The 15967-nt window shown below is 47.0% G+C and carries 17 protein-coding genes; 8 read left to right on the top strand and 9 right to left on the bottom strand.

Going from position 1 to position 15967, the window contains the following annotated elements; translation table 11 throughout:
• Positions 1 to 62: 62 nt before the first annotated feature.
• The 5 genes from prmB to MARGE09_RS09140 form a co-directional block, all read right to left on the bottom strand.
• Positions 63 to 986: a 50S ribosomal protein L3 N(5)-glutamine methyltransferase gene (gene prmB, locus MARGE09_RS09160; protein ID WP_236987031.1), complete on the bottom strand. Its 924-nt coding sequence runs from the start codon at positions 984 to 986 to the stop codon at positions 63 to 65.
• A gap of 480 nt (positions 987 to 1466) precedes the next feature.
• Positions 1467 to 2639 (bottom strand): phosphoglycerate kinase, encoded by a 1173-nt coding sequence (locus MARGE09_RS09155; protein ID WP_236987030.1) that lies wholly within the window; start codon positions 2637 to 2639, stop codon positions 1467 to 1469.
• A 187-nt stretch (positions 2640 to 2826) separates the two neighbouring features.
• Positions 2827 to 4827 (bottom strand): transketolase, encoded by a 2001-nt coding sequence (gene tkt, locus MARGE09_RS09150; RefSeq protein ID WP_236987029.1) that lies wholly within the window; start codon positions 4825 to 4827, stop codon positions 2827 to 2829.
• 42 nt (positions 4828 to 4869) lie between these two features.
• Complete coding sequence (locus MARGE09_RS09145) at positions 4870 to 5631, bottom strand: coiled-coil domain-containing protein (protein WP_236987028.1); 762 nt, start codon at positions 5629 to 5631, stop codon at positions 4870 to 4872.
• An 80-nt stretch (positions 5632 to 5711) separates the two neighbouring features.
• Positions 5712 to 6293: a Fe-Mn family superoxide dismutase gene (locus tag MARGE09_RS09140; RefSeq protein WP_236987027.1), complete on the bottom strand. Its 582-nt coding sequence runs from the start codon at positions 6291 to 6293 to the stop codon at positions 5712 to 5714.
• Positions 6294 to 6586: 293 nt separating this feature from the next.
• On the opposite strand from MARGE09_RS09140, the gene MARGE09_RS09135 reads away from it, so the two are divergent.
• From MARGE09_RS09135 to tatC, 7 genes are all read left to right on the top strand, one after another.
• Entirely contained in the window at positions 6587 to 8068 is a 1482-nt protein-coding gene (locus MARGE09_RS09135) for a c-type cytochrome (RefSeq protein WP_236987026.1), read from the top strand.
• A 198-nt stretch (positions 8069 to 8266) separates the two neighbouring features.
• Positions 8267 to 8458 (top strand): hypothetical protein, encoded by a 192-nt coding sequence (locus MARGE09_RS09130; protein WP_236987025.1) that lies wholly within the window; start codon positions 8267 to 8269, stop codon positions 8456 to 8458.
• 227 nt (positions 8459 to 8685) lie between these two features.
• On the top strand, positions 8686 to 9084 hold the full coding sequence (gene hisI, locus MARGE09_RS09125; RefSeq protein WP_236987024.1) for a phosphoribosyl-AMP cyclohydrolase: 399 nt from the start codon (positions 8686 to 8688) through the stop codon (positions 9082 to 9084).
• Complete coding sequence (locus tag MARGE09_RS09120) at positions 9081 to 9413, top strand: phosphoribosyl-ATP diphosphatase (RefSeq protein WP_236987023.1); 333 nt, start codon at positions 9081 to 9083, stop codon at positions 9411 to 9413. The genes hisI and MARGE09_RS09120 overlap by 4 nt, the downstream gene beginning before the upstream one ends.
• A 126-nt stretch (positions 9414 to 9539) precedes the next feature.
• The gene (gene tatA / locus MARGE09_RS09115) at positions 9540 to 9800 is read left to right on the top strand and encodes a twin-arginine translocase TatA/TatE family subunit (RefSeq protein ID WP_236987022.1); all 261 of its coding nucleotides are present in this window, start codon (positions 9540 to 9542) and stop codon (positions 9798 to 9800) included.
• A gap of 6 nt (positions 9801 to 9806) precedes the next feature.
• Positions 9807 to 10346, top strand: coding sequence for a Sec-independent protein translocase protein TatB (gene tatB / locus MARGE09_RS09110; RefSeq protein ID WP_236987021.1), 540 nt, complete (start codon positions 9807 to 9809; stop codon positions 10344 to 10346).
• A 6-nt stretch (positions 10347 to 10352) separates the two neighbouring features.
• On the top strand, positions 10353 to 11120 hold the full coding sequence (gene tatC / locus MARGE09_RS09105) for a twin-arginine translocase subunit TatC (RefSeq protein ID WP_236987020.1): 768 nt from the start codon (positions 10353 to 10355) through the stop codon (positions 11118 to 11120).
• Positions 11121 to 11193: 73 nt separating this feature from the next.
• On the opposite strand, the gene gmhB is transcribed toward tatC, so the two are convergent.
• The 3 genes from gmhB to cynS all read right to left on the bottom strand — a co-directional run bounded on the left by gmhB (position 11194) and on the right by cynS (position 13286).
• On the bottom strand, positions 11194 to 11697 hold the full coding sequence (gene gmhB / locus MARGE09_RS09100) for a D-glycero-beta-D-manno-heptose 1,7-bisphosphate 7-phosphatase (RefSeq protein ID WP_236987019.1): 504 nt from the start codon (positions 11695 to 11697) through the stop codon (positions 11194 to 11196).
• On the bottom strand, positions 11690 to 12742 hold the full coding sequence (locus tag MARGE09_RS09095) for a glycosyltransferase family 9 protein (RefSeq protein WP_236987018.1): 1053 nt from the start codon (positions 12740 to 12742) through the stop codon (positions 11690 to 11692). Before MARGE09_RS09095 ends, gmhB begins: the two co-directional genes overlap by 8 nt.
• A gap of 103 nt (positions 12743 to 12845) precedes the next feature.
• Positions 12846 to 13286 (bottom strand): cyanase, encoded by a 441-nt coding sequence (gene cynS / locus MARGE09_RS09090; protein WP_236987017.1) that lies wholly within the window; start codon positions 13284 to 13286, stop codon positions 12846 to 12848.
• A 907-nt stretch (positions 13287 to 14193) separates the two neighbouring features.
• On the opposite strand from cynS, the gene MARGE09_RS09085 reads away from it, so the two are divergent.
• On the top strand, positions 14194 to 15426 hold the full coding sequence (locus MARGE09_RS09085) for an ISL3 family transposase (protein ID WP_236981837.1): 1233 nt from the start codon (positions 14194 to 14196) through the stop codon (positions 15424 to 15426).
• A gap of 158 nt (positions 15427 to 15584) precedes the next feature.
• Here MARGE09_RS09085 and MARGE09_RS09080 read toward each other — a convergent pair whose 3' ends face one another.
• The gene (locus MARGE09_RS09080) at positions 15585 to 15941 is read right to left on the bottom strand and encodes a Na+/H+ antiporter subunit G (RefSeq protein WP_236987016.1); all 357 of its coding nucleotides are present in this window, start codon (positions 15939 to 15941) and stop codon (positions 15585 to 15587) included.
• Positions 15942 to 15967: the final 26 nt, after the last annotated feature.

The raw sequence follows: 15967 nt of genomic DNA, 5'->3' as shown, positions 1-15967 counted from the left end.
TTTTAAAACCAGCATAGTTTTTATGCTGGTTTTTCTACTACAAAACAATAATTGCAACCACCCTAGAGATTAATAGACTCCAGCTCAGCCGCTGTTAACAAGAATACGCCGTGTCCTCCCGCCTCAAACTCTACCCATGTGAAAGCCACATCGGGAAATGCATACTCTAGGGCGTTCCAGCTATTACCCACCTCTACAATGAGCACGCCATCATCGGTTAAAAAATCGCGGGCTTCACGCAATAAGCGCCGAGTAAAATCGAGGCCATCATCGCCAGAACCTAACGCCAGCGCAGGCTCATGCTGAAATTCCGCCGGCATAGAGGCTAAATCAGTCACATCGACATAAGGCGGATTGCTCACTATTAAATCGTACTTACGGCCCTGTAAATTATCAAAAAGGTCCGATTCAATAGCCGTCACACGCTCCGCCAAGTGATACCGCTCGATGTTACGCTCTGCCACCGCTAACGCTGGAGCAGATATATCACTCAAATCGACTTCAGCCTCTTCAAACAACAACGCACACGCGATTCCAATACAGCCACTACCGGTGCACAAATCGAGTAATGCACGCGGCGGCATCGCCAGCCAAGGCTGAAAACCGTTTTCAATTAGCTCTGCAAATGGTGAACGTGGAATTAAAGTATCCTCACTGACTTCAAATGGAAGCTCAGCAAAATAGGCTTGCCGCGTAATATAAGGCAGCGGCAAACGCTCCCCTACACGCTTGGCAATGGCCTCGCACAAAGCGGCTTTTTCCGTTGTTGTAAAACGCGCAGCCAAAACATGCTCATGCTTACCCCACGGCACCCCAGCTTGCCACACAACCAATTGCACGGCTTCATCCCAAGCGTTGTCTGTACCATGACCATAAAAAAGATTCGCATCATCAAAAACCTTGGCGGTAAAACGCAACCAATCCTGCACAGATGATAATTCCGCCTTGGCTTCGGCCAAGCGGCTAAGTAACGTGTCATTTTGCATAAAGCACACCAGAATCAGACATTATTGAATGACGCACAGATTAAAGCTCAAGCCGCTAAATGGCTAGCGGATTATTAAGCCCTACCCACCCAGTCGATGCTCGCGAAAGCTGTAGCGCTGTGGCCTCGACTCAATTGGCGCGGCCACCCTCATTGATATCTTTCATTTTTTAGTTAGCATGTACTTGCCGGAAAGACTACAGGGTTAACATGCGACGTCAATAATGAGACTCAAAGCTACCGAGCGTGCAGGCTTCATCAACACTAAATGTAAATGGGAAACTATAAGAAGGATTTAAAACGGGAACCTTACAACCAATTCAAGCGGCCAACTTACCTGCTGATGCAGCAGCTTATGGAAAAATCTCACAATGAGGCAACCCGGGCTGTACGCGGGATAACGGCGTAAAATAACGAGTTTAAGAAAAACAAAAAAGGCGGCAACCAACGGTTACCGCCTTTTTAACACAACACAAAGAACTTAGTGTGCGCGTGATTCCAGCACTTGAACAGCCGGTAACTTTTTACCTTCTACATACTCAAGGAAAGCACCGCCACCAGTAGAGATATAAGAAATCCCGTCGGCCAAATCAAATTTATCAATAGCCGCTAGAGTATCGCCACCACCGGCAATAGAAAAGGCTTCGCTAGCCGCGATTGCACGCGCAACCACTTCGGTGCCTTTAGCGAACGCGTCAAATTCAAAAACACCACAAGGGCCATTCCAAATAACTGTTTTTGCATTTTTGATAATTTCGGCAACACGAGCAGCCGTTTCTGGGCCATAGTCGATAATTTCTTCGTCGGCGCTAATTTCTGAAGGTTTACGCACTTCAGTTTTAGAACTATGGCTCCACTCTTTAAAGCCTTCTTTTGTTGTGCGAACATCGGTGGCATAAACAACTTCTGTTTCTTTACACAAACGCTGCGCTTCTGGAATTAAATCTTTTTCATAAAGCGAATTACCGACTTCATTACCGGCTGCAGCAACAAATGTATTTGAAATACCGCCACCCACTACTAGAGTGTCTGCAATTTTAGACAGCGCATCTAAAACCGTTAATTTCGAAGACACTTTCGAACCACCAACGATGGCAACCACTGGGCGGGCGGGCTTGGCCATAGACTTTTCTAAGGCATCTAGCTCAGCCGCTAACAATGGGCCAGCGCAAGCAACTGGGGCAAAGCGTGCAACGCCATGGGTTGAAGCTTGCGCGCGGTGTGCAGTACCAAAAGCATCCATAACATAGATATCACAAAGGTTCGCATAGGCTTTCGACAAGCCTTCGTCATCGCCCTTTTCACCCAAATTAAAGCGCACATTTTCCAATAAAATTAATTCACCTTCGGCAACATCTACACCGCTTTTCCAATCGCGCACTACAGGTACATCTTTACCTAATAGCTCGCCTAAGTATGTAGCCACAGGCTTCAACGAATACTGTTCTTCGTATTCACCTTCTGTGGGGCGGCCCAAGTGGCTCATCACTATCACTTTAGCACCGGCTTCTAGAGCCATTTTAATGGTCGGAAGCGCCGCGCGGATGCGCACGTCGGACGTAATTTTTCCATCCATACTTGGCACATTTAAATCTTCACGAATAAGTACACGCTTGCCTTTAAGGTCGAGGTTTGCCATTAATTTGATGGTCATAGTGATTCTCCAACGAACCGGATAAAACGGTGATTAAATAAAAACTTAATAAGCTAAATACAGTTCTAAATACTCAGGTTCTCCGCACTTGCGGAGACTGACATCATAGGTATTCGACACACTAAATTGTTAGAGCTGAATTCAGGAAAACAAAGGGTAAAAAGGCGCCCGTAGGCGCCCTTACGAATTAATCTAATAATTCTAATGTAGTGTTCACAACATTTTCAGCAGTAAAACCAAAGTGCTCAAGTAATACATTACCAGGAGCAGACTCACCGAAAGAGCTCATGCCAACAACCGCGCCCTCAAGGCCAACATATTTAGCCCAGTAATCAACATGTGCCGCTTCAATAGCAACACGTGCAGTCACTTCAACAGGCAATACACTTTGCTTGTATTCCGCATCTTGCTGGTCAAAGATGTTAGTACAAGGCATTGAAACAACGCGAACTTTCTTGCCTTTAGCCGCTAATGCTTCGGCAGATTTCATCGCCAAGCCTACTTCAGAACCTGTCGCGATCAAAATAGCTTCTGGGGTGCCTTCGCAATCGCTTAGGATATAACCACCTTTAGCTACATTAGCCAATTGCTCTTCGGTACGCGCCATAGCCGGCAAACCTTGACGGCTAAAGATAAGCGCCGATGGGCCATCTTTATACTGAATAGCCGATTTCCAAGATACAGCGGTTTCAGCCGCATCACATGGACGCCAGGTGTGTAGTTTTGGCGTTAAACGTAAAGTTGCTAGTTGCTCGATTGGCTGGTGCGTAGGGCCATCTTCGCCTTGGCCGATTGAATCGTGCGTGTAAACAAAAATGTTTTGCGCACCCATCAAAGCAGACATACGCACAGCGTTGCGTGCATATTCCATAAACATTAAGAAGGTTGCGCCGTAGTTAATAAAACCACCGTGCAAAGAAATACCGTTCATTAATGCGCTCATACCAAACTCGCGCACTCCGTAGAACAAGTAGTTGCCGCTAGCGTCTTCTTTAGTAATGCCTTTTGAACCGCTCCACAATGTTAGGTTGGAGCCAGCCAAATCGGCAGAACCACCCAACAGCTCGGGCAAGATTGCACCAAAGACACCAATTGAGTTTTGCGAAGCCTTACGACTTGCAATGTTCTCGCCTTTGTCTTGGCATTCTTTGATCCACGCTGTCGCTTTCTCTTCGAAGTCTGCAGGTAAATCACCCTTAACTACTCGGCGCTCGTATTCGGCTGCCAACTCAGGATGTGCGGCTTGATAAGCTGCAAACTTTTTATCCCAAGCGCTTTCAGCGCTTGCACCAGCTTCTTTGCAATCCCAGCCAGCATAAACCTCAGCAGGAATTTCAAAAGGTGCGTGCGGCCAGCTCAAGAATTCACGAGCAGCTGCAATTTCTTCATCACCTAAAGGTGCGCCGTGACAATCGTGGCTGCCAGACTTGTTAGGTGAACCAAAACCAATAATGGTTTTAGTACAAATTAAAGTGGGCTTGCCGGTTTCAGCTTTAGCCGCTTCAATAGCTGCTTTAATCGCTTCAGGGTCGTGACCATCAACCGCAGGAATCACATGCCAGCCGTAAGACTCAAAACGCGCCGGTGTATTATCGGTAAACCAACCTTCTACGTGACCATCAATTGAGATGCCGTTGTCATCCCAGAAAGCAATTAATTTGCCCAAACCTAGAGTACCCGCCAAAGAACAAGCTTCGTGCGAAATACCTTCCATCAAACAACCGTCGCCCATAAAGGCATAGGTGTTGTGATCAACAACTTCGTGGCCTTCACGGTTAAACTGCGCCGCTAAGGTTTTCTCGGCGATGGCCATACCTACGGCATTAGCAATACCCTGCCCCAAAGGACCTGTCGTGGTTTCTACGCCTACGGTATAACCGTACTCAGGGTGGCCGGGTGTTTTTGAGTGCAATTGACGGAATTGCTTCAGCTCATCAATTGGCAAGTCGTAACCAGAAAGGTGAAGCAAAGAGTAAATCAACATAGAGCCGTGACCGTTTGATAATACAAAGCGATCGCGATCTGTCCAAGAAGGGTTTGAAGGGTTGTGCTTTAAAAAGTCACACCACAAAACTTGTGCAATATCTGCCATGCCCATTGGCGCACCAGGGTGGCCACTTTTGGCTTTTTGTACAGCATCCATGCTCAAAGCACGGATTGCATTGGCGAGGTCTTTTCTAGATGGCATTAGAGCACTCCTAAGAATTTATCAGGTGAGTTAATGGGCAGGTCACGGGTTTGCAGTACCGCCCATTTGTAGTATTTGTCGATTGACCTGCAAACGGAAGGCATCGATAGCTTTAATGGCCTCTTCGTTTGCATTAACACGACTGCTTAGATCAGTTTTAAGCGCCTGTAGCTGAGCCGATATATTACGGCTTTGGCTTAAGGCTGATTGCTGCGACTCTTGCACTTCGCTCAACACCGCCAGTTCGCCCTGCAAGTCAGCAATCGCCGCTTGTAGTGCTTTTTGGTCTTTCTGCTGGGCTGCTTTTAGGTTTGCGACAGCTTTTTCAACTGTTTCCACCGTTTTTTTGTTTTCTTCGATAGCTTTGCGGTTTCGATCATACGCGACCCCCCAAAGTTTGCGAATTTCGGAGCTATTTTCTTTAACGTCAGCATCCAACGTTTTGACTCCTGCCCCAAGAGTGGTCAGCGATTGCTCAGACGCATCCCCAGTAACAGTAAGTTTTTGCTCAAGTTCAGCAATGCGGGCATCAGCACTGCCGAGCTGTTGAATTAAGTTTTTCCGCTCGTCATCCAGCGTGGTTACCTGCCAAAACAGCAACCCAACAAAACCTAAAGAGACGATCGAGGCGACCAGCGCAAGTGGTGCCAAAGGCGATTTCACCTCAACGACACGCTGGCTAACCGGTGCCGGACGCGCTGTTTTTCTGGAGCTGGCCTTAGATGCAATAGCCTGCGGCTCATCAAGCACAGCCTGATCAGATAAGTTTGAAGCAGATAAGGTCGGTTCGCGGCGTTCAGTCATTGATACTATAAGGCAGGTGAAAAGGCGCCAGTATACAAAAAAAAGGAGGCGAAAGCCTCCTTTTAAAAACAGCTTAGAAATTAAGCGAAGTTTTGATTTGCAAAATCCCAGTTTACAAGCGCCCAGAAGGCGTTCATGTAAGTAGGACGAGCATTGCGGTAATCGATGTAGTAAGCGTGCTCCCACAAGTCAACAGTTAACAGCGGCGTCACGCCCTTTTCTGTTAATGGTGTAGCCGCATTGCTGGTATTAACAATTTTCAAAGAGCCATCTTCGCTTTTCACCAACCAAGTCCACGAAGAACCAAAGTTGTTGATAGCCGATGTAGTGAAAGCCTCTTTAAAAGCATCGAATGAACCGAATTCAGCTGTGATAGCGTCACCCAAAGCACCCGAAGCTGCGCCGCCGCCATTTGGGCTTAAGCAGTTCCAGTAGAAAGTGTGGTTCCAAATTTGAGCTGCGTTATTAAAAACACCACCAGAAGATGTCTTAACGATATCTTCAAGGCTTTTGCCTTCAAATTCGGTACCAGGAATTAAGCCGTTAAGCTTAGTCACGTAAGTTTGATGATGCTTGCCGTAGTGAAATTCTAGCGTTTCCTCAGAAATGTGAGGCGCCAACGCATCTTTAGCGTAAGGCAAAGCAGGTAATTCAATCGCCATAATATTTCTTCCTATTGCTGGTTGGATTAGAAGCACACTAACGGTGCTTTTTTGTTGAGTTTAACGTATTACATGAAAAGACCTAAAACAGCTTACCCCCAACAAACATAGGGCCTTTAGCGCTGTTTGATACGTCGTTTAACGGCATGCACAGTACCAGATAGTGCCGCTAGTCGCCAGCGGCCATGAAACAACATTTGCCACCATTAAACCGATTAAGCGCAACTTTTAAGTGGCCGCGCCGTACAGGAAGTCACCAAAGCAACACGACTCACCCAACAAGGAAATGCATAATGCACCCACACTCCATCACACGGTTTCTTGGCGGCGCTCTTGCGGTCTCGGCGCTCGGTTTACTGCAGGCTTGCGGCAGTGACGGCTCCAGTTACAGCACCCCGTCGCCCAGCAACAACGATAACTCCTCTCTAACCGGCGCAGAGCTTTACAGCACCCAATGCGCTGGCTGTCACGGAGAAACCGGCAACGGCAATACACCAATAAACAATGCGCGCCCAGCAAATGAATTAAGCGCTTATATCGCCAGCAATATGCCCAAGGATAATACCAGCGCTTGCGATAGCGTGTGCGCCGATAAGGTTTCAGCCTTTATCGTCGGCGGCTATGGCATTACAGCCACAGCCATTAGCCGCCCTACATTCAAACTGGATCAACACGAATATGGCAATAGTTATAAAGTGCTGGCAGGTTTTAGCAGCCTGCAATGGGAAAACGGCAATGCCCTTTCAACAACCGTGGACAGCTGGCAGTGGCTATACACCTATACAAACGACACGCCAGAACAAAGCACATGCAATACAGAAGCCTGCTTAAACCAATGGCAACCCTTACTGACCGCCGAAGATAAAGTGCTAGAGGCTCCGTTTGGCAAATTCGAGCGCGATGATGATTATTGGCAGGCAAGCCTTTACGGCATGCCTTTATATACCAAAAGCGTGGCTGCCAACCCGCCCGTTAAAAGCCCCAATTGGCCAATAGCCACAGCAACACCCACCTTGAACAGCAATAACTGGCTACAGGTTTCTGGTTTATTGAATACCCAAACCCAACACGCAACCACATTAGATGCCTTAAGCTTGCGCACCACCTATATCAAAACAAGCGACGGACCTTGTACCGGCGCCTGCCTTGATAACTGGCCAGCCATCCTTATCCCTGCGGACGTTAACCTGCCAAAACCTTACTCACTTCAAACTACAGACAACGAAGCACTTGCACAGCTCACCTACCAAGGGCAAGCGCTACATTTATTTAGCGCCGATACCCGTGGCGATGCCATAGGTGCCGATATTAATGGCTGGCAACGCACTGCCATTACACCGATACACTGGCAACCAACCACACAAGGCAACGCTTTAGCTATCGACGGTTCTGCACTAGTGTGGCGCAAAACCGATAACAGCTGGGAAAGCCGCGAAGAAAACGTTAATGGTTACAGTTTGTATGTGTTTGCCAATGACGGCGACTTTAGCACCAATCCCGATACCGCAATGCTAGCGTGCAACGGCGCATGTGCCGAAGCTTGGCCACCGCTGATGGCGCATGCAAACAGCTATGCAAGTGGTAAGTTCGGCTTAGTGGCACGCGCAGACGGTATGCAATGGAGCTGGAACGGAAAGCCACTCTATTTGCATTCTGGCGATACCGGTGCCGCACAAACGACAGGGCATAACCCGCAAGGCTTGTGGACACTTGCCGGCTGGCAAGCACCGGAAACATCCCCTGCCGACTCACCAATGAACGACAGAGATTACTGAATACCAGCAACCACTAAGGCGCTCTATTAAGGGCGCCTTACCGCTTCCCCCCTCCCGGCACCAAGACAAACACCAACAATACCCTGAACACTTTCCGACCACTGACCGGCAAAGCTCCAAGCCCTGTGCTAGCGTTAAAGTAACGAGAGTAACGATGTTTTTCATTTCTTTGAATCACTATTCGTATGAGGAGACGGTATGAAATGGGAAAAGCTATCTTGGGCGCGGGCAATCATCTTATTAGCTGCATCTTGCTTACTTGCCGTAACCGTTACACTTAGACATGCGCAAGCAGCACACGAAACCCACCTTAGCGGCTACACCAGCCACTCTGAGCGCGTAACTGAATACCTTTTTAACGGTAGCGAAGACAAATATGTGTGGGTATAAGTTTGACCAAGGAAATACGCAAGCCTCCCTTTCCTATATTTATGCTGCAAGTATAAAGCTTAGCCATCCATAACAAACCGACCATTCACAAGCCAGTTGAGTAATCCACGCATTTGCCGACTGTTTCACTCGATCGCAACAAAACCTCGATATACTGTTGAAATAAACCCTGCCCTCCCCAACAAAGGGAAGGCACCCATTAATGCCTTTGGGCTAAGTAGCAACACATGAATAACGCCCCCAAAGCGAGCTTTTTAGACGACGTTAAGTGGACGCCCGACGGGCTAGTACCCGCTATCGCTCAAGATGCCAAAACTGGCCGCATATTGATGATGGCCTGGATGAACCGCGATGCACTAGCGGAAACAGCACGCACCGGATATGCCGTATACTGGTCTCGTTCGCGCCAAGCGCTGTGGCGCAAAGGCGAATCTTCTGGGCACCAACAAAAAGTCTTTGAAATTCGCCTAGACTGCGACGCAGACGTGGTAACCCTACAAATTGAACAATGTGGCGGCATTGCTTGTCACACTGGACGCGAGTCTTGCTTTTACCGCGTGCTTGATGGCGAGCAGTGGCAAACAAAAGATCCCGTATTGAAAGACCCTAAAGAGATTTACTCATGAGCGATGTACTCCGCCAACTTAGCGAAGTGTTAAACGAGCGCAAAACAAGTGCAAACCCCGAGCAATCCTACGTTGCGCTTTTGCATCAAAAGGGCTTAAATAAGATCCTTGAGAAGGTTGGGGAGGAATGTACAGAGACATTACTCGCAGCAAAAGACGCCGCAGTTAGCGGTAATAATCAAGAGGTTATCTACGAAACCGCCGACTTATGGTTTCACTCCTTGGTGATGCTTTCTCACCTAGGTGAAGATGCAAATGCCGTTGTTGATGAACTTGCTCGACGTTTTGATCTTTCCGGCCTAGAAGAAAAAGCACAACGCGATAAATAATAACGACTTAAAGCCTAAAATAACGATAAGGCTATAACTCAACAATAACTGCATAACATGCATAGATGCAGAACCAAGGCTTCATGTTATAGCAGTAGAACTCACCGCAAAGAAAAGGTTTTTGATATGTTAAGTGGCATTGGTATTTGGCAGCTCCTCATTGTATTGGTCATTGTATTGCTATTGTTTGGCACTAAGCGGCTTAAAGGCTTAGGCGGCGACCTTGGTGGCGCCATTAAAGGCTTTAAAAAAGCCATTACAGACGACAAAACTGAAGCTACCGAAGAGCAAAAGCGTGTAGACGACGAAACCACCGCAGCCCCCAGTGCCGATACCAAAAGCACAGAGGCCCCTGTAGAAAAAACTCAAACCGACAGCAAGCAGTAATCCCTCGTGTTTGATATTGGTTTATTCGAGCTACTCGTCGTTGGCGGCGTGGGCCTTGTCGTTATTGGCCCCGACAAACTGCCTGGCGCCATTCGTACCGGCGCCCTATGGATTGGCCGCATAAAGCGCTCAATTGGCGACACCCGCCGTGAAATTGAGCAGCATATTGGCGCTGATGAAATTCGCCGAGAGCTACGCAACGAAGAGATCATGGCCTCCTTGGAAAAGCTTCGCGAAGCGAGAACCCAGCTAGAGCAAGATATAAAATCACATACCTCTGGCGAGGCGCTTGAACACAAATCGTTCGATGAGGATTATGATCGTAGCCAAGAAAATCATCATCCAGAAAACAGTACCCACGATGATAATCCGCACGCCCATGATGACAACACGCACAACGAAGAGATACATCACGAGCAACACGAAATAGAATCCCCCAAAGCCCCCTTGACAAGCAATCAACGCACCGACGATGCAGATGGCGTATTAATTGAGTCTGAAGACGACCAAACCAAGGAAGCCGGCACTCCACCGAGCAAAACTTAACCTCCTATGACCGACGAGTTTGAAGAAGAGCAAGAAACCCAACCCTTAGTTGAGCATTTGACCGAATTGCGCGACCGCCTTGTGCGTGCAGTACTTGCCGTGGTCATCATTTTTATTTCGCTCATTTACTTTGCTAGGGATATTTACAATTTCGTAGCCCAACCATTGATGCAGGCGCTAGAAGGCACCAGCACAATGATCGCTACCGATGTTACCGCCACCTTTTTAACCCCTTTTAAACTGACATTCTTCGTGTCTGTTTTTATTGCTATGCCTTTTTTGCTTTATCAAATATGGGCGTTTATTGCTCCGGCTCTTTATCGCAATGAAAAGCGGCTCGCAAAACCTATTTTCGCCTCTAGCATAGTGCTGTTTTACCTTGGTATTGCCTTCGCATACTTTATTGTGCTGCCGCCAATATTTATGTTTTTTAATGCCATTACGCCTGACGATGTAGCCTTAATGCCCGACATCACAACTTTTTTAAGTTTGGTTATAAAGCTATTTTTTGCCTTTGGTTTAGCGTTTGAAATACCCGTTGCAACAGTCATCCTTGTTACTGCAGGCGTTATTTCGCCAGAAGGCTTAGCGCAAAAACGCCCCTATGTGATCGTTGCTTGCTTTGTTATTGCCATGCTAATGACACCACCGGATGTAGTAAGCCAATCTTTACTCGCATTTCCGATGTGGGGACTTTTTGAAATTGGTATATTTTTCGGCAAGTTAGCCATAAAAAATAGACCCGCACAAACAGAAGAAAGCGAAGAAGCTTAAGCTAAAATGAATAGACATAAAAAAAGGAGAGCATTGCCTCTCCTTTTTTTATGTCACACGATTACGCTTTAAGTTACAAAAGTAACGCTGCCAACGCTTGGTAGTCTGCCCCGCCACTTTTTACCTTAACCCCCCTCACCCCTGCAGCTTGGGCCGCAGCTATATCACTTTGATTGTCACCCAGCATCAAGCACTGTTCAGCTGTTAGCCCGAATTCGCCAATAGCTTGATTTAACATACCTGGCTTGGGTTTACGACACTCACAGTCCTGTAAATAATTGCCCCGCCCCGCAGTAGGATGGTGAGGGCAATAAAAAACTTTTTGAATCGGAGCCCCCTTATCCGCAAACGCATCAAGCATCCACTGTGTTAACGTGCGAAAATCTTGCTCGGTGTAATACCCTCGCCCAATACCAGACTGGTTCGTTACCACAATAAGCTGGTAACCCTGCTCAACCGCTTGACGGCAGAATTCAAAAATACCGGGCACAAAATCAAAATCATCAATCTTATGCACATAACCTTTATCGATATTAATGACCCCATCGCGATCTAAAAATAATGCGCGCCTAGTCATTTATTAGGCTCGCTTGCGAACAAACCGCATCAAACATTTGTACAACACTTTCAACGGAAATATCCGCCATAAGATCCGCACCTTTAACCCTCACCCCCCAGCGGTGCGGAGGACTGCCTTTTTGCCTAAGAAGATGTTGATGGTAAACCTCAACCACCCACTGCAACGAATTGTAAGGCCCCGTTCGCGCAGGGTTACTGTGCGCATATAAACCAATCACAGGCGTGCCTTGTGTGGTTGCCATATGTGCTGGGCCAGAATCTGGACTTACAACAATATCAGCGCGTTTCAGCAAAGCTAACAGCTGCAGCAAGCTTGTTTGTCCAATCACATTGATTAAAGGGCTTACACTTTGCTGTTCAATAGCCAAACCCAGTGCTTTTTCGTGATCTGCCGGGCCGCCACACAATAAAACAGCGAACCCTTTGGAAACGGCATAATCAGCAACCTGAGCATAACGCTCCGGCAACCAATTACGCTCTGCATTGCTTGCCGACGGGGAAATTACCAAGATTTTTTGTTGCTCCAGTGCATGCTCAGAACAAAATACATCGAGCCAATCCAAAACTTCGGGCTGCAGCGGAATATTCCAAGCAGGAGTAAACTCAGGTACGCCAATAGCATGAGCGAAGGCCGCAAAACCATCAAGCACATGAGGCTGGGGCAAAGCCCGAACCCGCTCATTGACCACAAGGCCGTGCCCCTCTTTAGATAAATGCTTAGGAAAGCCAATTTTACGAGTCGCACGCACACAAGCGGCAGCAATATTCGCTCGTAAGGCAACCTGCATATGCAAAAGCACATCAAACTGTTCTGGCAGCTGCTTGCGCAATTGGCGATAGGCCGAAAAACCTTGCTGCTTATCAAAAACCACAAACCTGACATTAGGCAATTGCTTTAATAAAGCCGCCTCTACCCGGCCAATAATCCAAGTGATTTTTGCTTCAGGATAATAAGCTTGTATTGCCTGCACAACGGCGACGGCATGGCATACATCACCAATCGCCGACAAACGCAAAACGCAGATAGACTGAATGGAACTCACTAGCCACCTTAATCAACAAAGGCGCGAATAACGCGCAGAATAACGCGCTAGTGTAACGAATCAGGCCATTAAACCCAAACCCTTGAGTTTAAGCTAAAACGCGCTACCAAGACTTATAAGGCAAAAATTTCCCGTTTAGAGTCAGCACCACTCGGTCACCTTTTGGGCACTCCTCTTTCGCGACATCCATTGAAAAATCAATTGCACTCATAATCCCATCGCCAAACTTTTCTTGAATCACTTCTTTTAGCGTTTCGCCATATACGCCCACCACTTCGTACAGGCGATAAATTAAAGGGTCTGTCGGTACCGCTTGATCCCATATTTTCGTGGGGTAAGCCTCTAAAGCTGCAACAACTTCCTCACCCAAAGAAAAATACTCAGCAATGGCAGCCGCGGTTTTAGCCGGAGCAGAATTCATACCCAAGCAGGCAGATGCCAACCATACGGGAGATGCGCCAATCGCACTTCCCGCCTCTTCCCAGGTTACCGACATAGAGGATTTTGCCGTCATAATGGCTTCTGTCATTTCGAGTTTGTTCATAGTTATCTCGCATATTGATGAATAAAAACGTACACAGCTTTCGCGACCAAAGGTTCGCCATCATGGTGCGGCGCTCCATCGAACCTGCACCATTGCAATTCAATGTACGGCAAGAAAAAACCTTCTACACCGCAATACCGAACCAATAAGGGAATCGTTAGCGAACATCGTGCCACCGCCGCCGGCACAGGAATCATCATTTATAGCAATTTTTGAACAAACACAGAAAACCTTACAAACAGCAGTTCAGCCCCTTAAAGCCCTACCGGAAAGACTGGAGTATTAATTGGTAACAGAAGATGAGATCTAAGCAGCCGACTTCGGGAGGAATAACGGAGGAGACCAATTAAGCAACGCCAGCTACGACACTTTATAAATAGGATGTAGGGCCGACTTTAATCAATAAAAAATCTAGGGCTCTTCTAAAAATAGTAATTTTTTTGTGAGAAGCTGAAGAGTTTATAACCTTAAATTGGCCATCATTACATTCAAAAGACGCTTGCTGCGGCTCACTATCACCCTAGGTGTAATTAACCGTGGTTGAATCCATTGGCAATTGAAATATTACCCACTCACCAGCAGAAGGAGCATCGCCCGGATGACGACACGCATTTGAGCGCTTGCTCAATGTAGACTTCAGGGGTGGCCCCCGAAGGTATTTAGCTTTCGTCGTATGACAGTAAAACCAGTGGTACTAGAAGGGCCAGTAACGCCCCATGTATCAAGCCTTGTGGAGTTTTCTGGCTCGCCATATTGTGTACCCTTGTTTATTCGAGGACTTATAGTGTGTTTCATGACGGTATCGAATGCGGGCTCTTCTCCGCTTTAGTGAGGTAAAAAGAGATGCTAAGACCCGGCATATCCGTTGAAATGTAAGGTTCTCACGCCACTACACTTAAACGAATATATGAGCCTTAACATCTCCAGCAAAATTTTGAGCCTTCCTGGTCAGCGTGTCAAACAAGTTCAGCATGACTTGGCCCTGCAAAGATTGACTATACACTGCAAGCGAGACCGTCGTTATAGAGCGATTGACCCGTCAAGTAATGAGGCGGCCAACATCAACCGATACTTGCGCAGAACGATCCGTGATGTCCCTTTGTGTGGCTTCGAGTGCTATTTGGAAGTTGAGCTCGCTCAAGTTGTGACGACTTGCGGTAGGCGTCTAATGGAGGCTTGCGAATTTGTCGATACAGGCAATCGCTATACTCAAAGATTTTGCCAGTTGGTGAGCGGATTGTGTCGCCATATGAGTATCAGCACGGTCAGTCGGCACCTAAAGCTACGATGGGAAACGGTGAAAAATATGGATAAATTTCACCTAGAGAAAACGTTGCCTGCACTTAATCCTGAAAAATTAATTGACTTAAAATATCTTGGGGTCGATGAAGTCGCTAGAGCCAAAGGCCATGATTATATGACGGTGATTTATGACATGGAATCCGGTCATTTAATTGGCGTTGAGACAGGCCGTAAAGCCGAGGTGTTGACAGCGTTTCTAAAGCGCTTACCAGCACAAACCGCTGAAAACATAGAGGCGGTAGCCATGGATATGGGGCCAGCCTATCAAAAATCGGTACGCGAATGCTTGCCTAATGCTGACATTGTTTTCGATCGGTTTCATGTGATGCAAAACTACAGTAAAGCCATGAGCAATCAGCGTAGGATCGAGTTCAGAAAGGCGGATCGCGCAGGCAAAGAGCAGCTTAAAGGTACCCACTACCTGTTGTTAAAAAATGCCGACAAGTTAAATGATAAACAAGCCAATAAACTCCAGACATTGCTCGAAAATAATTCCAATATCAATACACTTTATATACTCAAAGAGCAGCTCCAAGCTTTGTGGAATGCAGGGAATTATGACGCCATGATGAATGCATTGGAGCAGTGGTGCGACATCGCGGAACAGACGAATATGCTCTATCTCAAGAAATTTGCAAAGTCACTAAGGAAGCATAGCGTAGGCATTTGTAACTACGGAAAACACGGGCTGACTAGCGCCAGAATTGAAGCCGGCAATGTCAGCATTGGCATGATTCGCAAGCGAGCAAGAGGCATCAAGGATACCGAGTACTTCAAGCTAAAAATAAGGCAATCATCGATGCCTGACGAGCAATCCATGTTCTATGGAAGCCACTAGATCACCTCACTAAAGCGGAGAAGAGCCCGAATGCGGGTAATAACCGCAACAATAGACAGAGGTTTGCTATTAAAAAGCAGCAAGCCAAATCACACAACAGGCCTAACAAGTCTCCCAAATACCCTTCCCCATACCTTGTTAAAGCTGTTTCGCAGCGTCTAAGGGTTCATTCGCTCGCGAGCACGCTCAGATAAATCCTTATCCGTCGTCTTTTCAAGAATATCTAGCTTATGGTGCATGGCGGTTTTAGCCAGCATATGGGCGGTAACTGGTGCTGTAATTAGCAAAAACAACGTAATCAAAAGCTCATGTAAGCTTAAGTAGCCTTGCTGAGAGGTCACTAGAATCATTGAGGCAATGAGAAAACACCCCATACCCAAGGTTGTCGCCTTAGTTGGGCCATGCAAGCGCGTATAAAAATCGGGCAATTTAGCAAGGCCCAAGGAACCAACAAAAACAAAAACCGCCCCAGCCACTAAAAGTATTGATGCAATTAACTCAACCCAAAATACCATTATCAAACCCTAACTATATTTCTACC

The organism is Marinagarivorans cellulosilyticus, from assembly GCF_021655555.1.
Taxonomy (GTDB): domain Bacteria; phylum Pseudomonadota; class Gammaproteobacteria; order Pseudomonadales; family Cellvibrionaceae; genus Marinagarivorans; species Marinagarivorans cellulosilyticus.
The sequence above is the reverse complement of the archived record's forward strand: the minus strand, read 5'-3'. Positions and strand labels throughout refer to the sequence as shown.

Coding starts and splice junctions, on each gene's coding strand:
- MARGE09_RS09080 (WP_236987016.1), bottom strand. CDS start 15,941: ATGGTATTTTGGGTTGAGTTAATTGCATCAATACTTTTAGTGGCTGGG.
- MARGE09_RS09145 (WP_236987028.1), bottom strand. CDS start 5,631: ATGACTGAACGCCGCGAACCGACCTTATCTGCTTCAAACTTATCTGAT.
- MARGE09_RS09140 (WP_236987027.1), bottom strand. CDS start 6,293: ATGGCGATTGAATTACCTGCTTTGCCTTACGCTAAAGATGCGTTGGCG.
- tatC (WP_236987020.1), top strand. CDS start 10,353: ATGACCGACGAGTTTGAAGAAGAGCAAGAAACCCAACCCTTAGTTGAG.
- MARGE09_RS09155 (WP_236987030.1), bottom strand. CDS start 2,639: ATGACCATCAAATTAATGGCAAACCTCGACCTTAAAGGCAAGCGTGTA.
- hisI (WP_236987024.1), top strand. CDS start 8,686: ATGAATAACGCCCCCAAAGCGAGCTTTTTAGACGACGTTAAGTGGACG.
- MARGE09_RS09085 (WP_236981837.1), top strand. CDS start 14,194: ATGAGCCTTAACATCTCCAGCAAAATTTTGAGCCTTCCTGGTCAGCGT.
- MARGE09_RS09130 (WP_236987025.1), top strand. CDS start 8,267: ATGAAATGGGAAAAGCTATCTTGGGCGCGGGCAATCATCTTATTAGCT.
- prmB (WP_236987031.1), bottom strand. CDS start 986: ATGCAAAATGACACGTTACTTAGCCGCTTGGCCGAAGCCAAGGCGGAA.
- tatA (WP_236987022.1), top strand. CDS start 9,540: ATGTTAAGTGGCATTGGTATTTGGCAGCTCCTCATTGTATTGGTCATT.
- MARGE09_RS09120 (WP_236987023.1), top strand. CDS start 9,081: ATGAGCGATGTACTCCGCCAACTTAGCGAAGTGTTAAACGAGCGCAAA.
- cynS (WP_236987017.1), bottom strand. CDS start 13,286: ATGAACAAACTCGAAATGACAGAAGCCATTATGACGGCAAAATCCTCT.
- tkt (WP_236987029.1), bottom strand. CDS start 4,827: ATGCCATCTAGAAAAGACCTCGCCAATGCAATCCGTGCTTTGAGCATG.
- gmhB (WP_236987019.1), bottom strand. CDS start 11,697: ATGACTAGGCGCGCATTATTTTTAGATCGCGATGGGGTCATTAATATC.
- MARGE09_RS09135 (WP_236987026.1), top strand. CDS start 6,587: ATGCACCCACACTCCATCACACGGTTTCTTGGCGGCGCTCTTGCGGTC.